General features: G+C 62.4%; 22 protein-coding genes and 2 pseudogenes. 10 read left to right on the top strand and 14 right to left on the bottom strand.

What is annotated here, in order from left to right; genetic code table 11:
- Positions 1 to 211: 211 nt before the first annotated feature.
- From PQR40_RS34505 to PQR40_RS34485, 5 genes and pseudogenes are all read right to left on the bottom strand, one after another.
- A complete protein-coding gene (locus tag PQR40_RS34505) occupies positions 212 to 1,291 on the bottom strand; it encodes an Imm72 family immunity protein (protein WP_408233945.1) in 1,080 nt (359 codons plus the stop codon).
- 84 nt (positions 1,292 to 1,375) lie between these two features.
- Positions 1,376 to 2,026: pseudogene (locus PQR40_RS34500) on the bottom strand (contractile injection system protein, VgrG/Pvc8 family); the annotation flags it as partial.
- A gap of 145 nt (positions 2,027 to 2,171) precedes the next feature.
- On the bottom strand, positions 2,172 to 3,200 hold the full coding sequence (gene trpS / locus PQR40_RS34495; protein WP_408510814.1) for a tryptophan--tRNA ligase: 1,029 nt from the start codon (positions 3,198 to 3,200) through the stop codon (positions 2,172 to 2,174).
- 203 nt (positions 3,201 to 3,403) lie between these two features.
- The gene (locus tag PQR40_RS34490; RefSeq protein WP_408510813.1) at positions 3,404 to 5,365 is read right to left on the bottom strand and encodes a hypothetical protein; all 1,962 of its coding nucleotides are present in this window, start codon (positions 5,363 to 5,365) and stop codon (positions 3,404 to 3,406) included.
- Between the two features lie 213 nt (positions 5,366 to 5,578).
- Entirely contained in the window at positions 5,579 to 5,734 is a 156-nt protein-coding gene (locus PQR40_RS34485) for a glycine zipper 2TM domain-containing protein (protein WP_408234139.1), read from the bottom strand.
- A 264-nt stretch (positions 5,735 to 5,998) separates the two neighbouring features.
- Here PQR40_RS34485 and PQR40_RS34480 point away from each other — a divergent pair, with 264 nt between their 5' ends.
- The 5 genes from PQR40_RS34480 to PQR40_RS34460 all read left to right on the top strand — a co-directional run bounded on the left by PQR40_RS34480 (position 5,999) and on the right by PQR40_RS34460 (position 9,282).
- The gene (locus tag PQR40_RS34480; protein ID WP_408233954.1) at positions 5,999 to 6,352 is read left to right on the top strand and encodes a YciI family protein; all 354 of its coding nucleotides are present in this window, start codon (positions 5,999 to 6,001) and stop codon (positions 6,350 to 6,352) included.
- Positions 6,353 to 6,505: 153 nt separating this feature from the next.
- Positions 6,506 to 6,919, top strand: coding sequence for a YciI family protein (locus PQR40_RS34475; RefSeq protein WP_408337837.1), 414 nt, complete (start codon positions 6,506 to 6,508; stop codon positions 6,917 to 6,919).
- Between the two features lie 61 nt (positions 6,920 to 6,980).
- A complete protein-coding gene (locus tag PQR40_RS34470; RefSeq protein WP_408388385.1) occupies positions 6,981 to 7,508 on the top strand; it encodes an SRPBCC family protein in 528 nt (175 codons plus the stop codon).
- Positions 7,509 to 7,592: 84 nt separating this feature from the next.
- Positions 7,593 to 8,000 carry a VOC family protein gene (locus PQR40_RS34465; protein WP_408233963.1) on the top strand — a complete coding sequence of 136 codons (408 nt, stop codon included), beginning with the start codon at positions 7,593 to 7,595 and terminating at the stop codon, positions 7,998 to 8,000.
- Between the two features lie 4 nt (positions 8,001 to 8,004).
- A complete protein-coding gene (locus PQR40_RS34460; protein ID WP_408510812.1) occupies positions 8,005 to 9,282 on the top strand; it encodes an RNA polymerase sigma factor in 1,278 nt (425 codons plus the stop codon).
- Between the two features lie 12 nt (positions 9,283 to 9,294).
- On the opposite strand, the pseudogene PQR40_RS34455 reads toward PQR40_RS34460, so the two are convergent.
- The 6 genes and pseudogenes from PQR40_RS34455 to PQR40_RS34430 form a co-directional block, all read right to left on the bottom strand.
- Positions 9,295 to 9,381: pseudogene (locus PQR40_RS34455) on the bottom strand (LysE family translocator); the annotation flags it as partial.
- The gene (locus PQR40_RS34450) at positions 9,382 to 9,960 is read right to left on the bottom strand and encodes a DUF4337 domain-containing protein (RefSeq protein WP_408233969.1); all 579 of its coding nucleotides are present in this window, start codon (positions 9,958 to 9,960) and stop codon (positions 9,382 to 9,384) included.
- Between the two features lie 157 nt (positions 9,961 to 10,117).
- Positions 10,118 to 10,303, bottom strand: coding sequence for a DUF1427 family protein (locus tag PQR40_RS34445; protein WP_408233972.1), 186 nt, complete (start codon positions 10,301 to 10,303; stop codon positions 10,118 to 10,120).
- Positions 10,304 to 10,349: 46 nt separating this feature from the next.
- Entirely contained in the window at positions 10,350 to 11,315 is a 966-nt protein-coding gene (locus PQR40_RS34440; RefSeq protein ID WP_408510811.1) for a quinone oxidoreductase family protein, read from the bottom strand.
- A 166-nt stretch (positions 11,316 to 11,481) separates the two neighbouring features.
- On the bottom strand, positions 11,482 to 12,321 hold the full coding sequence (locus tag PQR40_RS34435) for an AraC family transcriptional regulator (protein WP_408233978.1): 840 nt from the start codon (positions 12,319 to 12,321) through the stop codon (positions 11,482 to 11,484).
- A gap of 205 nt (positions 12,322 to 12,526) precedes the next feature.
- On the bottom strand, positions 12,527 to 13,471 hold the full coding sequence (locus PQR40_RS34430; RefSeq protein ID WP_408510810.1) for an AEC family transporter: 945 nt from the start codon (positions 13,469 to 13,471) through the stop codon (positions 12,527 to 12,529).
- Positions 13,472 to 13,596: 125 nt separating this feature from the next.
- On the opposite strand from PQR40_RS34430, the gene PQR40_RS34425 reads away from it, so the two are divergent.
- Together PQR40_RS34425 and PQR40_RS34420 are read left to right on the top strand one after the other, a co-directional pair.
- Complete coding sequence (locus PQR40_RS34425) at positions 13,597 to 14,463, top strand: LysR family transcriptional regulator (protein ID WP_408510809.1); 867 nt, start codon at positions 13,597 to 13,599, stop codon at positions 14,461 to 14,463.
- Between the two features lie 152 nt (positions 14,464 to 14,615).
- Positions 14,616 to 15,152 carry a GNAT family N-acetyltransferase gene (locus PQR40_RS34420; protein ID WP_408510808.1) on the top strand — a complete coding sequence of 179 codons (537 nt, stop codon included), beginning with the start codon at positions 14,616 to 14,618 and terminating at the stop codon, positions 15,150 to 15,152.
- Between the two features lie 117 nt (positions 15,153 to 15,269).
- Here the strand turns inward: PQR40_RS34420 and PQR40_RS34415 are convergent, their stop codons facing one another.
- Positions 15,270 to 16,010 carry a GNAT family N-acetyltransferase gene (locus PQR40_RS34415; protein WP_408337825.1) on the bottom strand — a complete coding sequence of 247 codons (741 nt, stop codon included), beginning with the start codon at positions 16,008 to 16,010 and terminating at the stop codon, positions 15,270 to 15,272.
- A gap of 108 nt (positions 16,011 to 16,118) precedes the next feature.
- On the opposite strand from PQR40_RS34415, the gene pdxR reads away from it, so the two are divergent.
- The 3 genes from pdxR (at position 16,119) to PQR40_RS34400 (ending at position 19,018) form a co-directional block, all read left to right on the top strand.
- A complete protein-coding gene (gene pdxR, locus PQR40_RS34410) occupies positions 16,119 to 17,612 on the top strand; it encodes a MocR-like pyridoxine biosynthesis transcription factor PdxR (RefSeq protein WP_408510807.1) in 1,494 nt (497 codons plus the stop codon).
- 253 nt (positions 17,613 to 17,865) lie between these two features.
- Positions 17,866 to 18,198: a hypothetical protein gene (locus PQR40_RS34405; protein ID WP_408233996.1), complete on the top strand. Its 333-nt coding sequence runs from the start codon at positions 17,866 to 17,868 to the stop codon at positions 18,196 to 18,198.
- A 145-nt stretch (positions 18,199 to 18,343) separates the two neighbouring features.
- Positions 18,344 to 19,018: a flavin reductase family protein gene (locus PQR40_RS34400; protein WP_408510806.1), complete on the top strand. Its 675-nt coding sequence runs from the start codon at positions 18,344 to 18,346 to the stop codon at positions 19,016 to 19,018.
- A gap of 6 nt (positions 19,019 to 19,024) precedes the next feature.
- Here PQR40_RS34400 and PQR40_RS34395 read toward each other — a convergent pair whose 3' ends face one another.
- Together PQR40_RS34395 and punR are read right to left on the bottom strand one after the other, a co-directional pair.
- Positions 19,025 to 19,510 carry a GNAT family N-acetyltransferase gene (locus PQR40_RS34395; protein WP_408510805.1) on the bottom strand — a complete coding sequence of 162 codons (486 nt, stop codon included), beginning with the start codon at positions 19,508 to 19,510 and terminating at the stop codon, positions 19,025 to 19,027.
- Between the two features lie 116 nt (positions 19,511 to 19,626).
- Positions 19,627 to 20,529, bottom strand: coding sequence for a DNA-binding transcriptional activator PunR (gene punR, locus PQR40_RS34390; protein ID WP_408234005.1), 903 nt, complete (start codon positions 20,527 to 20,529; stop codon positions 19,627 to 19,629).
- Between the last annotated feature and the right edge of the window lie 58 nt (positions 20,530 to 20,587).

Raw genomic sequence — 20,587 nt, 5'->3', positions numbered from 1 at the left:
CACCGAAATGGGATACGACGTTTCTTTGCGCAAATCCTAAAAGCCTATGAGAACAACCTAAAAGCCTATGAGAACAACACAGATGCGCAAAGGATTTGTAGTTGGCTAGTCCGTTTCTCTGGCAAGATGGCCTCGTGGACACACGTCGCATAGGTGCGGCCGCGATGCGCGGCGTCAGGAGCGAAGCTTCGAGAAAACCACCAGGATATTGTCACGTTCTCTTGACCAGGTGCCAGGTCACCCAATGCATTTTCTTCTCACCCAGGTTATCCGTGACCATCAGGTCTGGCATCACCGCTCCTGCAGCTATTTGAATAGACGAATCGTCGTATTTTTCCGCCCGCCACACTCCGGAAACTGGACAGATGTCTCCCGTCTTGAGATCTGGAGCATCAGCCAGTTCGGCGGTCGCTTCTTCGGGCCTTGCGTCCAGGAAGTATTGTGACTCGTCCGGAACGACCCCGTCTTCATATCGCGTGTCCTCCCACAAAAGGCGCCAGGCGGTGCCGTCGACTGTGGCTCGGGAAGTGGTCGCATCGAAGCCTTTCAGATTTGGAGCAGTTGTCTTCGCAACGAGATAGTTGAAGCAGCCATTGTTTGAGAATGTTTTGGCACCGATGGGAAGAACTCCAAGCATTTTGCTTTGCTCGACGATAACTGGCTCCCAGATACCGTCGCAAGATACCTCCTGGCCAGAAAATATAATCGGGCCGGGTGCCTTCGGCAATTCGGGGAGCGTTTCAGGAAAGTTCGGGTAGCTCAACTCATAAAACTGATATCTATATCGGTCGACGTCGAGGAGGAGCGCTGCGGAACGCAGTTGGGCAAGGTCGTCATTGGACTGCGCGATTTCCAAGGGAGCATGCTCCATCTGAAATTCGGAAGCACGCATCAATTTTGCGAGCACGTCGACCTTGGCTGGGTAGGGTGCTACCTGTGCGCCCCGGTCCCAACAGGCCCAATCCGTGTAGAAGTTCTTCGTTAGATGGTCATATCTGTCGAGTGCACGATTGAATGGTTCCCCGTCCCTCCAGATAAACCGGTACCCACGTGCGAGTTCAATCAAGCCTTTGTCATAAAGGCCCAGAACCTCATAAATGGTCGCCAGGTTGTCCGCCGGCATCTGCTCCGGCTGAGTGGCGGGCCAGGTCTTCACTGCAGTTTCATATGCCGCTGCAAACACAGCAAAGGCCTCACGCTTTGTCTGCCAAAGGGTGAAGCTTGTTAGCCTCTGCAGCAACCAGAAAACTTTGCGCCGCGTGATGTCGTCCTTCATGTCGTACTGATTCATCGTTTCCGTCGCTAATTCGTGTGAGGTAAGTGTCCACCAGTACTGTCGCTGGATTGCTCCAGCCTGCTACTTTTTCTGCACTTCCTCTTCACCGACTCTCGGTACGTGAACACCACCATAGGAACCACCCGTGTCGGAGTAGGCGACACGGACCCAACAGGACGCCGTTTCATTTCCACCGTTTAAGCGGTCCCAGTGGAAATGCAGCTTGATGCGATTCAGCTCATCCGTGTAGACCTCGGCATTGGCCGGTCCCGCGACGGTAGCCGTCTGCAGGTTCATCAACGGTTTGACGTGCTCGAACGGGCTGCGGAACGGAACCGTTCGACGCTGAGTTTCGACCTCAACGAGATAAAAACCTTCGCTCCCGTCGACATGGGACACAGCGAACGCGGCCGCGGCGCCTGCGTGCGCTGTGCGCACCTGCGCGAGTTCTGCCTTGAGGCTATGCGGCAAATCTGCAGTTGCCGAGACCGGCAGATTGTTCTCGATATACCAGCGAGCCTCGATAACCGCGAACTGCCGCTGCTGTTCGGCGTCCCGGTCATGTTCGGGATGGCCCTGAAGTTCGAACCACTTGCCAGCGTCGATGTTTCGTACGCCACCGACAGCCGTGAAGCGCTTCGCCCGTGACTCCCATCCCTCCATCCGGATTTTGGACAGGTGGTCACCCCGGTCCTGAGTCATATGCGTGTACGCACCGGTGTATTCGTATGCCTCAGTCTGGGCGGGCATACTTGCACTACATGACTGGCAACTGGAGCACGCTCCCATCAGCGCAATGCTGGAAGTGCAGAGGCGGCTCGCGCGTTTCGTACAAAGCGACAAAGAGTCACCTTGGCAACACATCGAAGGATGAGAGCCGACGACTGTCGGCCACTCAATTCTCAAAGTAGTTCAAACCGAGCGCACCTTTCACCTCCGATACCGTCGCACCTGCTACTTCCCGCGCGCGCAGGGTCCCGCGACGCAAGACATTCAGCACCTCCGCGCGGTCAGTTTCGAACTCGCGGCGGCGCTCCCGAATGGGTGCGAGCATCGCCTGCAGACGTTCGTTCAGCGCACGCTTGACCACGCTGTCGCCAAGACCGCCACGGCGGTAGTGCGCTTTGAGTTCGTCCACCGTCGGTACGTCCGGCTCGAACGCGTCGAGGAACGCGAACACAACGTTGCCTTCGACCTGGCCTGGGTCGTTGACGCGGAGATGGTTGGGGTCGGTGTACATGTTGTTCACGGCCTTGGTGATTTCGTCCGGGCTCGCGCCCAGCGTAATCGCGTTACCCAGTGACTTGCTCATCTTGGCTTTGCCATCGATGCCCGGCAGCCGCGCCACGTGCGAGAGCACCGCTTCGCATTCCACCAGCACCTGCCTGTCGACCGTGTTGTTGAAACGGCGCACCAGTTCATTGGTTTGTTCAATCATCGGCAACTGGTCGTCACCAACAGGTACGCGGGTCGCCTTGAACGCAGTGATGTCGGCGGCCTGACTGACCGGATACGTCAGGAAGCCGGCGGGGATATCCCGCTCGAAACCGCGAAGCACGATTTCCGCCTTGATGGTCGGATTGCGTTCGAGGCGCGCGACCGTCACAAGGTTGAGCAGATACTGCGACAGTTCCGCCAGCTCCGGCACCTGCGACTGGATAAAGATGGTCGATTTCGCCGGGTCGATGCCGACCGCGAGGTAGTCGAGCGCCACCTCGATGACGTTTTCAGTGACTTTCTGGTGCCGGCCGACGTTGTCGGTCATGGCCTGCGCATCGGCAAGCAGGAGGAATTGCTGCGCTTCGTGCTGGAGTTGCACGCGCGAGCGCAACGAGCCGATGTAGTGGCCCAGGTGAAGCGGGCCGGTGGTGCGGTCACCGGTGAGGATGACGGGTTGCTTTTCAGATTCGGTTGCGTGCGACATGGTCAATTATCCGTGTTTGCAACACCACCAGTCGTCGGCATGCAGAAACAAAAAATGCCGCCAGGACTGGCGGCATCACGTTTTCGATGTACGAAGAGAATCGGGCCGCTCAGGTCAGGCGTGCCACCAACGATGCAGATTCAGCGAGGTCGGGTTCGTATTCATGGAGCGAGTATAGCGCAGCTATTCTGGCTTGCTCCAATCTAGTCGTTGTACTTCGTAATATCGAAGTACGCGGTCCCATTGCGCCCACCACTCAACTGCACGAGCCGCGAACCACCCGCTGTCAACGCCGGGAACGGACAGTTCGTGCAAGTCTGCACGCCCAGGGAATTGACCCCGGCATAGACCGTCGTTTGATACTGACCAAACGTGGTGTTGTTCGGTGCGCCGGTCGAGAACCCGTCCACTTCCGTCGTTGAGCCGATGGCCGTTCCGGGGTAGGCCTGAATCTGCACAGACGTCACCGGATACGCGAGATTCTGTCCGTTCATGAGGCTCGACCACGTCACGCTCATCGCGTATTGCGCGCTCGCCAGCGAGCCGCCCGGTGTCAGGAATTGCGTCGCGAAGTCCGGCAGCAGCGTCGGCCACGCGACCGTGCTGCCCGCCGCCGCGTTCAACGGGCTGCCCGGATTGATGATCGACGATTGGCCGAGCTGTGCGCCGGTTTTGTCGTAGAACGTCACGGTGTAGGTCGCGTAGAGCGGCACGGTGCTCGCGTCGATCGACTGCGCCGAGTAATAGCCGCTCGAAGCCGTCGGCGTGAAGTTCGCGGTCGACGACAGCGATTGCCATGACCAGCGATACAGCGATGTGTTGCTACTGGTGGTAGCGGGCGAGACCGGTGCCGCGCTCATTGTCAGATCGGACAGCCCCAGCGTGCTGCTGCCGAGCGCATTTCGCTGCATTAGCCAGACCGGCGCAGCGAGTCCGGGTCCCGTGACGGAAGCTGAATATACCGTCGGATTCGACACGGTCGGAATCGCAATCGTGAGACCCGACTCGTAGCGGTTCACGTCGTTCAGCTTCGTATCGAGGAAGGTGCGGCGCTGGATTTGCGACATGATCGATACAGCGAATTGCGACTGACTGCCGATCAAGTCCCAGCCGAGCTGCGTGCCGTTGGCGAGCGTGACGGGTGTGGGCAACTGTTGCGCGATGGTGTAGAGCACGCCCGCTGCTGCGCCACTCGCCAGTGTGACCGGCAACTGCACGAGCGCAAACTGCTTGCCGTTGCGCGTGAAGAACGCAAGCGTCTTTGGCGAACCGAACACGGCGCCACTCAAGCTCGCATCGGTCAGACCGTGGCCGACGGCCAGATCGGATGAACCGTTTTCGAGGAACGTGGCGTCGACTGCCGGCGAGCATGACGTGTTGAGCGTGCCGCTCGCCGCGCAGGCAGTCAGCAGGGACGCAAGCGGCTCCAGATAATTCGCCGCCGCTGAGGGCGCTGCCAGCGTAACCGACTGGGCAGTCTGATTGTTCAGCACGACGGTCGCGCCCGGCGCAGCATTCGACACCAGCAACAAGCCACCGTTGGCAGCCGACACCAGCGACACCGTGTCGATCACCGCATCGGCGCCGGTGTGGTCCGGCGTAAAGGCCATGCCGATGGGATCGAAGCCCGCCGTCTGGATGCCGTTCTGCGCGAGGATTTTCGCCAGCATCGTGTCGAGCGTGATGGTGGCGATCTGCACGGACGGCAGGGTCACCTTGGGCAGTGCGGTGGTGGATGCGAGGTCGATCGGGTTGCCGAAGGCCGTCAGCATGGCGGCAATCGCGGTGGTCAGCGTCGTGACGTTGACGACAGCCGGCGCCGTGCCGCTTGGCAGCCTGGCGAGCACGGAAACGAGCGGACCGGAGACGCCGGTGGCATCCGTGGCGACGATCAGGAACGGCGCGGTCATACCCTTCACCGAGATCGTGTAGGCGCCCTGGGTGTTAGTGGTTGCCGTGGCCTGAGCGCCGGTCGCGTCGGTCAGCGTAACGGTCGCGCCCACGACGGCGGTGCCGGTGGCGACGGTGCCGCTCACCGAGGTGGCCGTGACTGCTGGCGTGCTCGATGATGTCGAGCCGGAACCGCCGCCGCCGCAACCGCTCAGCTGGATCAAGGCAAAGGCCACGGCGGCCGCGACGCCGGTGCGCGCTAACGATCGATGCATGAATTTCCCCGATGCTCTGTTTATATGAATCGCTTGTTATGCCGGCAGACTATGCCATGCGCCTGGCTCAGTCAGCCGCGCAGTATCGCCGGATTGAATCCGGATTATCCACTGCGATTAATCGATAAACGGCAAATTCATGACGAGCTTTAGCGCGCTCGGAGAATACTTTTAAGCGGCGGTCTTGTGTCTGGAAGCAGTTCAACGCTTCGGTTACTTGCCCAACTCGTGTCCAATAATCCCGCCGGCTACCGCGCCGCCGACGGTACCGACCGCGCTGTGATTGGTGGCCTCGTTGCCGATCACGCCACCCGCCGCCGCACCGCCAAGCGTGCACCCGGCTGTGAAGGTCAGTAAAGTCAATAACATGGCGACGATGCCCAGACCAGATCGATTTCCCATGATGTCACCTCGGATGTGTGTCGATACAAGCGGAGCAGCAATCCACATGCCACGCTTGTATTACGAGTGTCCGTAGGGGCCCGCGCGCCTTCGGCGCCGGGGCGGTGAAACGGGTTTGCTGGAGTCCCCCGCGCTTGCTAGACTGCCTTTCGCTACCTAGCTGTAAGCGCGTTTTTGCCGTCGTACGCCCGCCTGGCGTTCACGTCCACGGCGCGATAAATCGGAGACGTCATGTCTTATATGCTGCTTATCGTCGAACCCCCGAATCAGCGCATCGAACGCGGCGAACAGGCCGGGCGCGAGGTCTACGACCAGATGCTGCGTTTCGCCGCCGACCTCAAGGAGCGCGGCAAGCTGGTCGCAGCCGAAGCGCTGACCTCCTCCAGTGACGCCGTGCGCGTGCAGGTGCGCGACGGACAGCCGAAACTGCTCGACGGCCCGTTCGCCGAAGCCAAGGAAATGATCGGTGGCTTCTATCTGCTCGATTGTGAAACCCGGGAAGAAGCGGTGGCGATCGCGCAAGCCTGTCCGGCGGCCTCGTGGTGCACCGTCGAAGTCCGCAAGCTCGGTCCGTGTTTCCTATAAGCGGGTCCGCCCCGTCGGGACTATTTGCCTAGGGTTTTCCCTAGACCAGCAACAAATATGTCGATCCGGTCGCGTATCGCTCGTCGTGTGAGTAAGGAGCCAGCAATCAAAGAACGGCTCGCCGCCTGCCACACCCCCCAAGGAGCGATCGCGATGCGATTCATGATCATAGTGAAGGCGACTGCCGTCAGCGAAGCCGGCGGCCCGCCGGACGATGCCCTCATGGCTGCGATGGGCAGCTATCACGAAGAACTGGCCAAGGCCGGCGTGCTACTCGACGCAACCGGCTTGCAACCGAGTTCGAAAGGCTGGCGCATCCACTACAGCGGCGGCAAGCGCACGGTGCTCGACGGTCCGTTCGCGGAAACCAGGGAACTGATCGCCGGCTACACGCTGATTCAGGTTCGCTCCCGCGAAGAAGCCGTGGAATGGGCGCGGCGGTTTCCGGCACCGTTCGGCGAGCAGGCCGAAGGCGAAATCGAAGTGCGGCAACTGTACGAACTCGAGGACTTCGCGCCGAGCCCGGAACTGGACCGTTTCCATAAGCTGGACGCGGCCAAACATTGATCCTGACGCCGATCCGATTGCCGAACGAGGCGTCGATCCGGCTACATCGAAAGGACTCGTCATGCTCAAAACCATTCTGATTACCGTCGTTGCGGCGGTAGCCCTGCTGCTCATCTATGCGGCGACGCGGCCCGACAACTTTCGCATTGAACGCAGCGTGCGTATTGAGGCGCCGCCTGAGCGGATCTACGCGTTGATCGACGACATGCATCAATTCAATCGCTGGAATCCATTCCTGCGCAAAGATCCCGCGACGCAAGGCACCTATAGCGGCACGTCGAGCGGCAAGGGCGCGCGTTATGCATGGCAAAGCGAAAAGATTGGCGTGGGGCAGATGGAGATCGTGGATACGACGGCGCCGTCGAGCGTGACGCTGAACCTCGATTTCCTCAAGCCGTTCGAAGCGCATAACATTGCCGAATTCGAGTTGAAGCCGGAGGCGGGCGCAACGCGAGTCACGTGGGCGATGCATGGGCCTGCGCCGTTTCTGTCGAAGCTGATGCAGGTGTTCGTCAGCATGGACAAGATGGTTGGCAAGGATTTCGAAGACGGCCTGAGCAATCTGAAAACGCTTGCCGAGGCGAGCTGAACACGCTGGATCGCTGCCTGGGCGGCACACGGCGACGCAAGGCGCTGCCCCAGCGAGCCCACAACTGGATCAATGGATTTCATCATGCATAAGCAGATCTACGTCAATCTTGCCGTCGACAATCTCGAGCGGTCGAAGGAATTCTTCAGCACGATCGGTTTCAGCTTCGAGCCGCAATTCACCAACGAGCAGGCCGCGTGTCTGGTCCTCGGCGAGAACCTCTTCGCGATGCTGCTGGTCAAGGACCTGTTCAAATCCTTCACGCGCAAGTCGCTTTGCAATCCGAAGGAAAGCACCGAGGCGTTGGTGGGCCTGTCGTGCGAGAGCCGGGGAGAGGTGGATGCGCTGGTCGCGAAGGCGCTCGCCGCTGGCGGCACGGTGCCGCGCGCGCCGCAGGACTACGGCTTCATGTACGGGCACGGCTTCGAAGATATCGACGGACACATCTGGGAGCTGATCTACATGGACCCGAACGCCAAGGCAGCGGGCTGATCCCGTGACAATACCGGCCACCCATCGTGCCATCGAGGCAGTCTGGCGGATCGAATCCGCCAAGGTCATCGCCCACGTCGCACGGATCGTGCGCGACGTGGGGCTCGCCGAAGAGCTGGCGCAGGATGCGCTGGTGGCGGCGCTGGAACATTGGCCGGACGCGGGCGTACCCGACAATCCGGGAGCATGGCTGATGGCGACAGCGAAGAACCGCGCTCTCGATCGCTTGCGCCAGGAAGCGCTGCATGCCCGCAAGCGCGAGGAGCTGGGCCACGATCTCGACGCACAGGAGGCGCACCTCGTGCCGGATTTCGTCGATACCCTCGATGCCGCACGTGCCGACGATATCGGCGACGACCTGCTGCGGCTGGTGTTCACAGCGTGCCATCCGGTGCTGTCCACCGACGCACGCGTCGCGCTGACGCTGCGCCTGCTCGGCGGCCTCACTACGGACGAAATCGCCCGCGCGTTCCTCGTGCCTGAGCCGACCATCGCGCAGCGCATCGTGCGGGCCAAGCGCACGCTGTCGGCGGCCAAGGTGCCGTTCGAGGTGCCGCAAGCGGATGCGCGCGCGCCGCGGCTCGCATCGGTACTGCAGGTGATCTATCTGATTTTCAACGAAGGCTATTCGGCCACCGGCGGCGACGACTGGATGCGCCCGGCATTGTGCGAGGAAGCGCTGCGGCTGGGGCGCGTGCTGAGCGGGCTCGTGCCTGACGAAAGCGAAGTGCATGGCCTCGTCGCGCTGATGGAAATCCAGACGTCGCGCACGCACGCGCGTACGGATGCCGAAGGCAGGCCGGTGCTGCTGCTCGATCAGGACCGCAGCCGCTGGGACCCGCTGCTGATCCGCCGCGGGCTGGCCGCGCTCGGCACCTCGCATGCGCTGGGCGGCGCGAGTGGCGCGTATGCGTTGCAGGCGGCGCTGGCCGCGTGTCATGCGCGCGCCCGCCGCGCCGAAGAGACCGACTGGGCGCAGATCGTCGCGTTGTACGACGCGCTGGCGCAGGTGGCGCCTTCGCCGGTGGTCGAGCTGAACCGGGCGGTGGCAGTCGGTATGGCGTTTGGACCGGCTGCCGGTCTGGAAATCGTTGACGCACTAGCAGCCGACGCCGCGCTCGCCAACTATCACTGGCTGCCGAGCGTGCGCGGCGATCTGCTGGAGAAACTCGGCCGCGTGGAAGAGGCGCGCGCCGAATTCGAACGCGCGGCCGCCATGACGCGCAACGCGCGCGAGCGTGAGCTGTTGCTCGAGCGTGCTGCTCGCGGCATCGCGCATTGAAGAGTCTGCAAGTTATCGGATCAGCTGACGCACACCCAACGCCACGATCAGCCCGCCGCACACGCGATCAATCCACGCCTTGCCGCGCCGTTCGCACGATCAAGCCGAAAAGAACGCTACGGCCGCAGTGACCACACCAGCCGCCGCAATACCGAACGACAGATTGCGCAGCCATTTCTTGCGGGTCAGCAACGTGATCGCGGACAGGGCGATCGCGACCTGAATCAAAGTCGTGGCCTGCGCCCAGCGATGATGGCCGTGCAGCAGCGCTTCACTTTTAGCGTCGTTGTCCACGACGTCCTTTTCGATCGCTTCAGCCTTCGCGCGAATCGGCTCTTTCTGCTGCTTGTATTTGTCGACGTCGGCGAGGAACTTTGCGTGTGCATCGGCATTGCCGAGCGACAACGCCGCGCCGAGTTCTGCGAGATTTTCCTTCTCGCCCTTGGCCTGGTAGTAGTTCCATTGATTCGACGCTTCGGTCTTCTTGATGGCGGCTTCGTTCTTGTAGTACAGCGCCAGATTTTCGCTGTTGCCGCTCTGGTAGGCGCACAGTGCGCCGATCGTCGCGAGGATCGCCGTCATCACGGCCATGCGGCTCGCAAAGGGATCAGCGTCGTGGTGGCCGGCGTGTTCAACCGCATGGTCGTGCGGACCATGCACTTCATATTCTTCAGACATCCGATTCTCCGAGCGAAGCTTTTCTTGTGATCTTTCGGGCGGCGCGCATGCTGACGACACATGCGCGGGCAGCGCTGCTTACGCGGCGCGCCGGCCCAGCGGCCTCGATCTTAGCGTGAGGTGCCCGGTGATGGAAAAGGTATCGCGCGAGGATGCGTCAATGAATGCCGGCGGTCAGCCATGTTCGTACGAGCGGGATCACATGCTCACCGGCGAGCATGCCGAGTAACCCGACCAGGGCGACCGTCGGCGGCGCGGGCGATTTCACCTGCATCACGCTGTAGATCAAACCGACCACGACGCCGGCAATGAGCGAGATCAAATACGCTTTCATGTTTGTCATACCCATCTGAAATGCGGGCAGCCACGCCCGCCGGTCGTTTTGGCAATTACATCGTGATGACGACCCGGCCGCGCGTGCCGGCCGCCACTGCCTCATAAGCCTCGCGTGCCCGTTCGAGCGGGAATTCCTGTGCGATGGCCGGCCCTTGCAGCTTGCCGCTTTCGAAGCCTTCCACCAGCGCCGTCATCAACGGCGCCGATTCGGCGACGCCCAGCTTGGCGCTATCCACGCCGAGCAGTTGCGTTTCGTTGTGGTAGAAGTCGATCAGGTCGAATTCCACACGGCGCTTACCCGTGGCGCTGATTTCCAGCACCCTGCCGCGGCGTCCGGCGAGACTCAGTGCGGTCTCGAACGCGACGCCACCCACCGAGTCGTACACCACGTCCGCGCCGGCGCCGCCGGTCAACGCCTTCAGGCGCGCGGTGACGTTTTCGTCGAAGGGAACGTAGTCGTCGATTAGCCGGCCCGCGGGCGTATCGGCAGAAAGCGGATGACGGTCGATAGCGATCACGCGAGCGCCCCGCGCTTTCGCGATCTGCACCACCGCGCCGCCGACTCCGCCGCCTGCGCCAATTACGGCAATCGTCTCGCCCGCTTGCAGGTGGGCGTACTCGACCGTGCCGAGCCACGCGACTACGAAGTTCACGCCGATCGCGGACGCCTCGGCGTGACTGAGCGTGGCCGGCTTGCGCGACAGGGCGGCGAGCGGGATCTTGATGAACTCGGCGTGCGTGCCGTCGCGCGTGAAGCCGATGTCGCCGCCGGTGCCCCAGACTTCGGCGCCAAGCCATGCCTGCGGGCCTTCCACTACGACGCCGCTGAAGTCGCGGCCGGGCGTGCGCGGCAGTGTCGTGTGTTCGAAATGGCCGGACACGTTCTTGACGTCGCTCGGATTCACGGAGGCCGCCTTGATCTGCACAACGGCGCTGTCCGCGTCGGCCTGCAGCGTCGGCAGGTCGACGTATTCGAGCACCTCGGGATTGCCAGAAGTCTTGAACTGAATCGCTTTCATTGCGTGTCACTCCTGTCGGGTCGTTCGCTGCGTCGTGCAGCCAATGAGCGTAGTCTAGATGGCGGGTATGAAGGCGTTGAGACAAAGACTTTCGAATTTCGGACAAGACGTGTCGGGTTAGCTTACGGACCGCGCTGGGAGCCGTTTGGCCGTTAGCGCGAAGGGCTCACCCGTTAGGGGACAGCTTGTCTTGCGCCTGCTCCAGCAAAACGTCAGAAACCGCCTCGCCGAGGGTCGCGCTCGGATCGAAACCGCTTGGCGGCGCGCCTAACTCGCGCCTGAACATGTCGCTGAAGCTGCTTGGCCGGAAACCGAGCGAGTGCGCGATGCTGCTGACCGGGCGTCCTTCGGCGAGGCCGGACACGGCCACCGCCAGTTGCACCTGGCGCCGCCATTCGGCAAAGCCAATTCCCAACTCACGCGTAAAGAGGCGCGCCAGCGTGCGCACGCTCGCACCGACTGACGCCGCATGCTGCTCGAAGCTGATCGCGTTCGACGGGTTGTCGATTACCGCGCGGCACAACGCATCGAGCCGCCGGTCCGACGCATCGGGCAGTGCGATGCGCAGCGACGAGCGCGGCGCGTGCTCCAACTCCAGCATCGCGAGGCGATACGCGGCTTCGAGATAGGTTTCGTCGCGAGCATGGGTGTGCTCGTATTCCGCAATCGATGTGATGAGCTCGCGCAGCAGGCCGTTGATTTCGAACACGTCGCTGCGCCGGCTCAGATGGCCGACGTTGCGCTCGTGCAGATAGATATTGCGCATCTCTACTTCGCTCATCATATGGATGGAGTGGACCGTACCGGCGGGCAGCCACACCGCGCGCTGCGGCGGCACGACCAGCGCTTCGCGGCCGGTTTCCACCCACATCACGCCCGAGACCGCATACAGCACCTGCGCCCACGTGTGCGAATGCGGGTCGATGCGCAGCCCACGCGGGTAGCGCCGCGCAAGCGAGCGGGCGTTGTCCTCGTCGTGGAGTTCGGGTGGGCGGGCTTTGGGCACGGCGGTTCGGTTCGCTGTTCGCGGTCGCGCATGGAGAGTGCGGACCCTGACGGTCCGTGTGCGAAGCATAACGCGAGGCGTGAAACGGTGGATATTCGCGCGTTCCGCAACCGGATGAGCGGTCGGCTGCGGTGCAGCGGCGATGCCGGCTCAGGTGCACGTACCGCGCTGAGGGCGTCCAAGAGATGCAGCGCCCCCGGTCCGCTTACGTGCGATGTCCCATTACCAGCAGCAGCAACGACAGGGTCACCACCGACCCCACTGTCGACAGCAAAATCGTGCGTGACGTGATGTGCGCCTCGCGCCGGTAGAACTCGGCCAGCATGAACGGGCCGGTGCCGGTGGGCAGCGCGGCCAGCACGACGGCCATCTCGACCAGCGCGGGAGAGAGTCCGAACACGCGCGCCGCGAGCCACCAGGTCAGCGCCGGCTGCGCCAGCAGCTTGACGCCGGTCAGCAGCAACGAGATGCCGCGCGCGCCGGCTTCGGATGGACGCTTTTCCGCGAGAAACAAGCCGAGGCTCACCAGTGCGCAGGGACTGGCGGCGCCGCTCAACAGTTTCAGAAAGGTCTCCGCACTTTGCGGTAACACGACGTGGATGCTCGCGAACAGCACGCCCGCGATCGGCGACACGATCAGCGGATTACGCGCCAGCGAGCCCAGCACTTTCAACCCCAGCTTGTGCGGCGTGCGTTCGGTCTGCAAGCCGACTTCGATCAGCACGATGGCAAGCGCAAAAAGCACGCACGCGACGAGGATCGTGGCGATCGTAGTCGGCGTCAGGCTGGCTGAGCCGAACGCGATCACGCCGAGCGGAAAACCGATGTAGCCGGTGTTTGGATACGAGGCCGCAATCGCGTCGACGCTCGCGTCGGCCAGATGCCGGCCGCTTATCATGCGTATGACGAGAATCGGCAGAAACACGCCGATGCACCCGATCGAAAACGCCGCGACGAAGGCCGGCTGATAGAGCTGCTGCCACGTGGCATGCGCCATCGTATCGAATAGCAGCGCGGGCAGCGCCAGCCAGACCACGAAGCGATTCAGCTCGGACGCGCAGTTCGGTCCGAGCACGCCGCACCGGCGGCAGGCAAAGCCCGCGAAAATCAGGCCGAACACGGGAAGCAGAATTTCAAGAGTGGCTAACATCGGTGCAAAAAGGCGTGGGCGGACAGAGCGATGCGCCAGCGTAGTGGCTTGCGTTGATACAATCCAATACTGTTTTTCGCCTTCAATAATACCTTTTTTGCATCGTCATTCAGCCTGAGGGCGTCGTGATCGACATCAAGCCGCTACGCTACTTCGTGACACTCGCCGAGATGCGCCATTTTGGCCGCGCGGCGGCACGCCTGAATCTGTCGCAGCCGCCGTTGAGCCGGCAACTGGCGGCACTGGAGGCGAGCCTGGGTGTGACGCTGCTCGAACGCAGTCCACGCAGCGTCACGCTGACCGCGGCAGGCGAGCGCTTTTACGTCGACGCGAAGGCGATCCTCGCGTCGGTGGAACAGGCGGTCAGCAACGCGCAAGCGGCGGCGCACGGAGATGCCGGCAAGCTCACTATCGGCTTCACGATGTGTGCCGCGTACAACGTCGTGCCCGGCTATGCGCGTGTTTTCGGCGCCGCGTTTCCCGAGGTCGCATTGAATCTGCGCGAGGTCGTCTCGAACGATCTGGCCTCGCAAGTGCTGGCCGGCCAGATCGACGCGGCGATCATGTTTCCGAACGTGCCCGACAAGGGCATCGCGACGCGGACGATCCTCCGCGAACCGCTGTGCGTTGCGTTGTCGCGCAGCCATCCGCGGGCACGTGCACGGCGTTTGAAGATCGCGCAACTGGCGGGCCAGCCGTTCGTGCTGGCGTCCGAGGAAGTCGCCCCCACTTTGCGCGCAACCATCCTTGAGCATTGCCGCTCGGGTGGCTTCGAACCGGATATCCGCTTCGAAGTGCAGTTGCAGCAGACCGTCCTCAGTCTTGTCGATGAAGGTGTGGGGGTGGCGCTGGTGCCGGCCTCGATGCGCAAGGCGCAACTCGCGGGTGTGGTGTTCCGGCCGCTGGTCGACGCGCCGCTGATCGAGCAGGTGCTGGCGTGGTCGCCGGCGAATCGCAATCCGTGTCTGGCGCGGTTTCTTGAGCTGGCGTGAGAGGCGGAAGCATTGATGCACGGCGCGAGCGCCGCCAGGATTTTGGCATCGAACCTGGCGCGCAAAAAATCTGCGATCATCGCAGGCACTCTTCGACGCCTTTCTTCAACGCCTCTTAACCCCAAGCGTTTGCGCCAACCATCGGCCCGCCTATGCCCACCCGCCCCACGCTCCTCGCCACCGACCGCCTGATCATGCGTCCACACACGCGCGACGATTTCCTCGAGAGCTATGCGATGTGGTCCGATCCCGAGGTGATCCGCTACATCGGCGGCAAGCCGTTCACGCGCGAAGAAGTCTGGGCGCGCCTGCTGCGCTACGCCGGACATTGGGCGATGCTGGGATACGGTTACTGGGTGGTGCGGGAAAAGGATAGCGGCCGTTTCCTGGGCGAAGTCGGCTTTGCCGACTACCACCGCGAGATCGAGCCTTCGTTGATGGATACGCCCGAAATCGGCTGGGCACTCGACCCCGCCGTGCACAATCGCGGCTACGCGACCGAAGCCGTACTCGCCGCACTCGCCTGGGCCGATGAGCATTGGCCGGACGGCGACACCGCCTGCATCATCGCACCGGAAAACCAGCCGTCGCTGAATGTCGCGCACAAGTGCGGTTACCGCGAACAGCACCGCACGACATACAAAGGCAAGCCGACCATCGTGCTGCGGCGAGCGGCTGGCGTTGCCTGATCCGTCGCGCGGCGCGTCATTTGAAGTCTCGTCAGCCTGCGAAGCCTCGGCATCTCGTCGAGCCGTTGCATGCCGGCCGTCTAGCCGGCTTGCAACCCGCCCGCGAACCCGCCCGCCTTATCGACCGCCTTCGCTCGCCGCAGCCCGCTGCCGTGCGATCAGATCGACCAGCCGCTCAACCTGCTTGCCCTGCGCGTCGAAGTTGCCGGCGTCGAGCCAGCGCACATAGCTCGGACGCAGCGCAGGCCATTCGCTGTCGATGATCGAAAACCACGCGGTATCGCGATTGCGTTCGTGATACACGATCGCCTGCCGGAAGATCCCCTCGAACGTGAAGCCATAGCGCAACGCCGCCGTGCGCGACGGTCCGTTAAGCGAATCGCACTTCCATTCGAAGCGGCGATAGCCGAGGTCGTCGAATACGTGGTTCATCAGCAGGAACATTGCTTCGGTGGCGATGCGCGTGCGCTTCAGGCGCGGGGAATAGGTGACGTGCCCGACTTCGATCACGCCATTCGTGCGGTCGATGCGCATCAGCGCGAGCGTGCCGACTGCCTTGCCGGTCGCCAGATCGATCACCGTGTGGTGCAGCGGATCAGGCGATGCAGCCATACGCGTCAGATGCTCGCGATACGCGGCAAGGCTCTCGAACGGCCCGACATTCAGATAGGTCCAGTCGCGACCATCGGGCGCCGAGCTGTAGGCCTCGTACAGGTCGGCCGCGTGGCGTTCGACGTCCACCGGTTCGATCCGGCAATAACTGCCCACCAGCGGCTCGCGCCCGGGCGCCTGAGCGCCTCTCCAGCCCGGGACGGGGACGCCGATGGGCTGCTCGAATGCGTTGCGTCTGGGTTCCATGCCTGCTCTCCTGCGCGTTGTTGGTGATCGTCGGTTATAGAGAACAATACGGCAAACGTGGTATGTTAAAAAGATCCACGGGAACAGTATTTGATAGGTCCAGCCGACATGATCGAGATCATTGGCCCGCTTGGCAATCCGGCCGCCGCGGCGACTACCAGCAACGGCGAAAGGTCCGCGCCGCTGCAAAAACAACTGATCGAGCGTTTGCAGCAGGCGATTCTCGCGGGCCGTTTGCCGGCAGGGTCGCTGCTGCCTTCGTCGCGCTTGCTGGCCGCGGAGATGGGCGTGTCGCGCAACACGGTAGTGATCGCTTACGAGCATCTGGCCGCGGTCGGCTATGTGGTGGCCGACAAAAAGGGCACGCGCGTGAGTCCGCTCTCCAGCCCTGCGGCACGTGGTGAACCGCAGACGCCGTCGGCCGCGCCGGAGGTCGCTTACGCGGCGCGCGTCGAGCAATTCGCGGCGACGCGCACCCACGCCGACAACACCTTGCCGCTCACACCGGGCACGCCCGCGCTGGACCGCTTTCCGCTGGCCGCCTGGCGGCGCGCGCTAGAACGTTCGATGGAGCGCGCGCTACCCCTCGCGCTTGGCTACGGCTCACCGGCAGGCGAACCGGCGCTGCGCGACGCGATCGCCGCGCATCTGCGTATGGCGCGCGGCGTACGCTGCGAGGGCCCGCAGGTGGTGATCACCGAAGGCGCCCAGGAAGCGCTGAACCTGTGCGTGCGGCTGTTCACCAATCCTGGCGACATCGCCTGGGTCGAAGATCCGGGCTATCGCGGCGCCAAGGCCGCGTTCAATCTCGGCGATCTGACCATGGTGCCGATACCGGTCGATCCCGAGGGCATCGCGGTACCGCCCGACGCGTGGCACACGCATACGCCGAAGCTGATCTACACGTCCCCCGCGCATCAGTATCCGACTGGTTCGGTGTTGTCGGTGGCACGCCGTCTGGAGCTGATCGCGCAGGCGCGCCGCTGCGGCGCCTGGCTGATCGAAGACGACTACGACGGCGAATTCCGCCATACCGGCGAGCCGATCGCCAGCATGCAAGGCCTGGTCGAGGATGCGCCGGTGTTGTACGTCGGCTCATTCAGCAAAACGATGTTTCCGGCGCTGCGCATCGGTTTCGTGGTGCTGCCGCGCGCAATCGCCACGCACACGGCTGTTGCGCTGCAGGAAATGCTGCGCGGCGGGCATCGGCTGGAACAGTTGGCGCTGGCGCATTTCATCGACAGCGGTGAGTTCGGGCGACATCTGGGCCGCATGCGGCGTTTGTATCGTGAGCGCCAGCAGGCGTTGCGCGATGCGCTCACCGCGTATTTCGCGCCGTCGCAGATCCTGGGCGGCAATTGCGGCATGCATCTGACGCTTCGCCTGCCGCCGCACATTTCCGATCGGACCCTCGCCGAACGCGCGCTCGGCAGGCGGTTGAACCCACGTGCGCTTTCGGGTTTTGCGTTGCAGCAGCGCGAGGAGGCGAACGGCTTGGTGATCGGCTACGGCAGCACGTCAGCCGAGCAACTGGGGCTCGCTGTCCGCGTTCTGGCCGAACTGGTGCGCGAGATGGCGTGCGCGTCGGGCAGCGGCCGGTAAGCCTGGCGAGCGCCAGACACGTCGTGTAAGTTTTTACGTTTGTCCGCGTGACCCATGTCGCGCTATCGTGTCGATTATGCGCGGCGATTCGGAAGTACGTGACGTCGACGAATTGCCCGCAGGTCATGCCCAGCGCGCAGCCGTGCAGCACCGCGTGATATGCGGCGTCCGCCTATCGGGCCGCTATCGAGTTCGGGCATGAAGAATGCCTTTGTTGTGGTTATCTATGACGATCTATCCGACCGGAGACGACATGAAGGAAATCGAACCGACTGCGTGGTTTGAGCTCGCCGCTCACACGCCCGTCCGTGAAGGCTGGTACGAAGTGCAGTTGACGAGCGGGGACACGGCATTTGCGAAATATGGCGAGGGCGTGTGGACCGAGAAACCGTTGCTGGTTTTCACACACTGGCGCGGCTTGTCCGCCGACCCAGCGAAAGCGGCCGAAGGCGAGACCGAATCGATCGCCGCGGAGGCCACCGCGGCTCAGGGCGTGCGCGCCGCATGGAACGCATTTTTCCCGGGACTCGGCGAGGAACAGCACAAACCGCTGGACGCCATGCCCAACGGTAAAGCCCCGCATTGACCCAAGCCGGTGCGGCGGCTTACCGGTTGCCGCGCCGCGATGTCTGCCAGTATTGCCGGTACGCCATGTTGGCGTACCGGTAACCAATCCGCTTTGCGCGTCCCCGCTACAATCTGCCTGATCCATTTGAGGCGGAAGAGCACGTATGAAAATCACCCGGGAACCCGTCGCATTGTCGCGGGCCACGCAGTTACTGAATCATGGGCCCGTCACGATCATTACCAGCGCGCACGGCGGCCGCACGAACGTGATGGCGGCATCGTGGGCAATGCCGCTCGATTTCACTCCGCCGAAGGTTGTCGTGGTGGTGGACAGCCGCACGCTCACGCGGCAATTGATCGAAGCGAGCGGCGTGTTCGGGCTGCAACTGCCGAGCCGCGGGTTCGCCGCGCAGACGCTGGCAGTAGGCTCGAACGCGGGTGCGGAACTCGACAAATTCTCCGCCTTCAACCTTGAGACCTTCCCCGCACAGGAAATCGATGTGCCGATGCTCGCCGGCTGCATCACGTGGATGGAATGCAAGGTGATTCCCGACGATAGCCAGCGGCACGATCTGATCATTGGCGAAGTGGTCGCCGCCTACGCGGACAGCCGTGTGTATTCGAACAACCGCTGGCATTTCGGCGACGACCCCGATCTGCGCACGTGCCACTACGTGGCGGGCGGGACATTCTTCGCCACCGGCGATGCGTTCGAGGTTGACCCGGTAGCGAGTGGGGTGGCAGACTATTCGGCCGTCGGGCTGCGCAGGCGGTTCTTGCTGCAGATAAACAAGGCGCGCATCACTGATTACCTGCCTATGTTCCTGTTCCGCGCATAACGCACCTCACGTATTGCCGTCGGCAAACGCGGTGAGTGCATCGCCTGCCAGGCGGTAGCGAACCCATTCGCTTTGCGCGCTCGCGCCAATCGATTCATAGAAGCCGATTGCCGGCTCGTTCCAGTCGAGCACGCTCCATTCGAAGCGCCCACAGCCTGTTTCGCATGCAATCTGTGCGAGGTGGCGGAGCATCTGTTTGCCCGCACCGCTGCCACGCGATGTCGGCGATATGTACAGGTCTTCCAGATAAAGCCCCTGTTTGCCGAGCCACGTCGAATAAGAAAAGAAGTAAACGCAGAAGCCTATCGGCTCGCCGTTCATTTCGCAGATCAAAGCCTTCGCGGTGGACGTGGGGGAGAAAAGGCTCGCTTCGATATCGCTAACGGTTGCGACAACTTCATGCTCCGCTTTTTCATACACCGCGAGCTCGGTGATAAAGCGGAGAATCAAGGCGGCGTCAGGTGTGTGGGCGGGGCGGATGTGGATGGTCAAGATGAGATGCTCGGTCGGTTTATGTTGCGGATCGAAGGGGCCGCTATGCGTGGCGGCCAATCTTCTGCCCCGCTATAGTACGTGACGACGGCTTCCGGGTAGTGAGGCCGGCCCGCTCACGAGATCCATTCGCGATGGAGTTTCTCGCTGTCGCCAAGATAATCGAGCACCCATTCCAGCACCGGTGGCGTCTTGCCCCCATACCAGGCGACACAACATGGCGCGGGCGCCTTCGGATGCTCTACCGCTTTCTCCACCAGCGTGCCGGACTCGATATAGGGTCGCGCAAGATGTACCGGCATGTAGCCGATCCCCAAACCTTCGGTGAAGCAATTGATTGCACGTTGCCAGTCCGGTACAACGAGTCTGCGTTGATTCGGCAGCAACCAGGTGGTCCGTTTCGGAATATCCCGGGACGTATCCTCAAGACAGATCGACGGAAACGCGGCCAGTACTTCATTGCTTAAAGGTGTTGTGACTTCAGCGAGCGGATGATTTCTGCTCACCAGAAACGCCCACTCGATCGATCCCATGTCTCTGAACTGAAAATCTCCGCCGACCGGCACGGCCGTGGTCGCGCCAATCGCGATATCGCTGCGGCCGGTGGTCAGCGCCTCCCATACGCCGTTGAATACTTCGATCCTCACGATGAGTTCTACATTGTCGAAGTGCCGGTAAAAATCCGCCATCAACGCGCTGATTCTGTCCGCACACACGATGTTGTCGAGTGCAATAGACAGGCTCGGCTGCCACCCGTTGGCCACGCGCAGCGTCTCGCGTTTGATCTCGTCGATCTTGTTGAGCATGCCGCGCGCTTCGTTGACGAAATGACGGCCTGCCTCAGTCAATTCGACAGTTCGATGCAGGCGGCGAAACAGCTCGACGCCGAGTTCCTCTTCGATGTTCCGGACTGCATAGCTGACCGCCGACGGTACCCGATGCAACGCCTTGGCCGCAGCGGTAAAGCTGCCGGTTCTGGCAATCAGGTCGACCAGTTGCAGCGATTCTATCGACAGCACAAGGGTGCTCCTCACTGTGAAACGATTTAACGGCACAAGTGAAAATATAGCGTTTCAG

Source organism: Paraburkholderia sediminicola (assembly GCF_046026855.1).
GTDB classification, from domain to species: Bacteria; Pseudomonadota; Gammaproteobacteria; order Burkholderiales; family Burkholderiaceae; genus Paraburkholderia; species Paraburkholderia sediminicola_A.
This window is presented reverse-complemented; position numbering and strand designations above follow the sequence as displayed.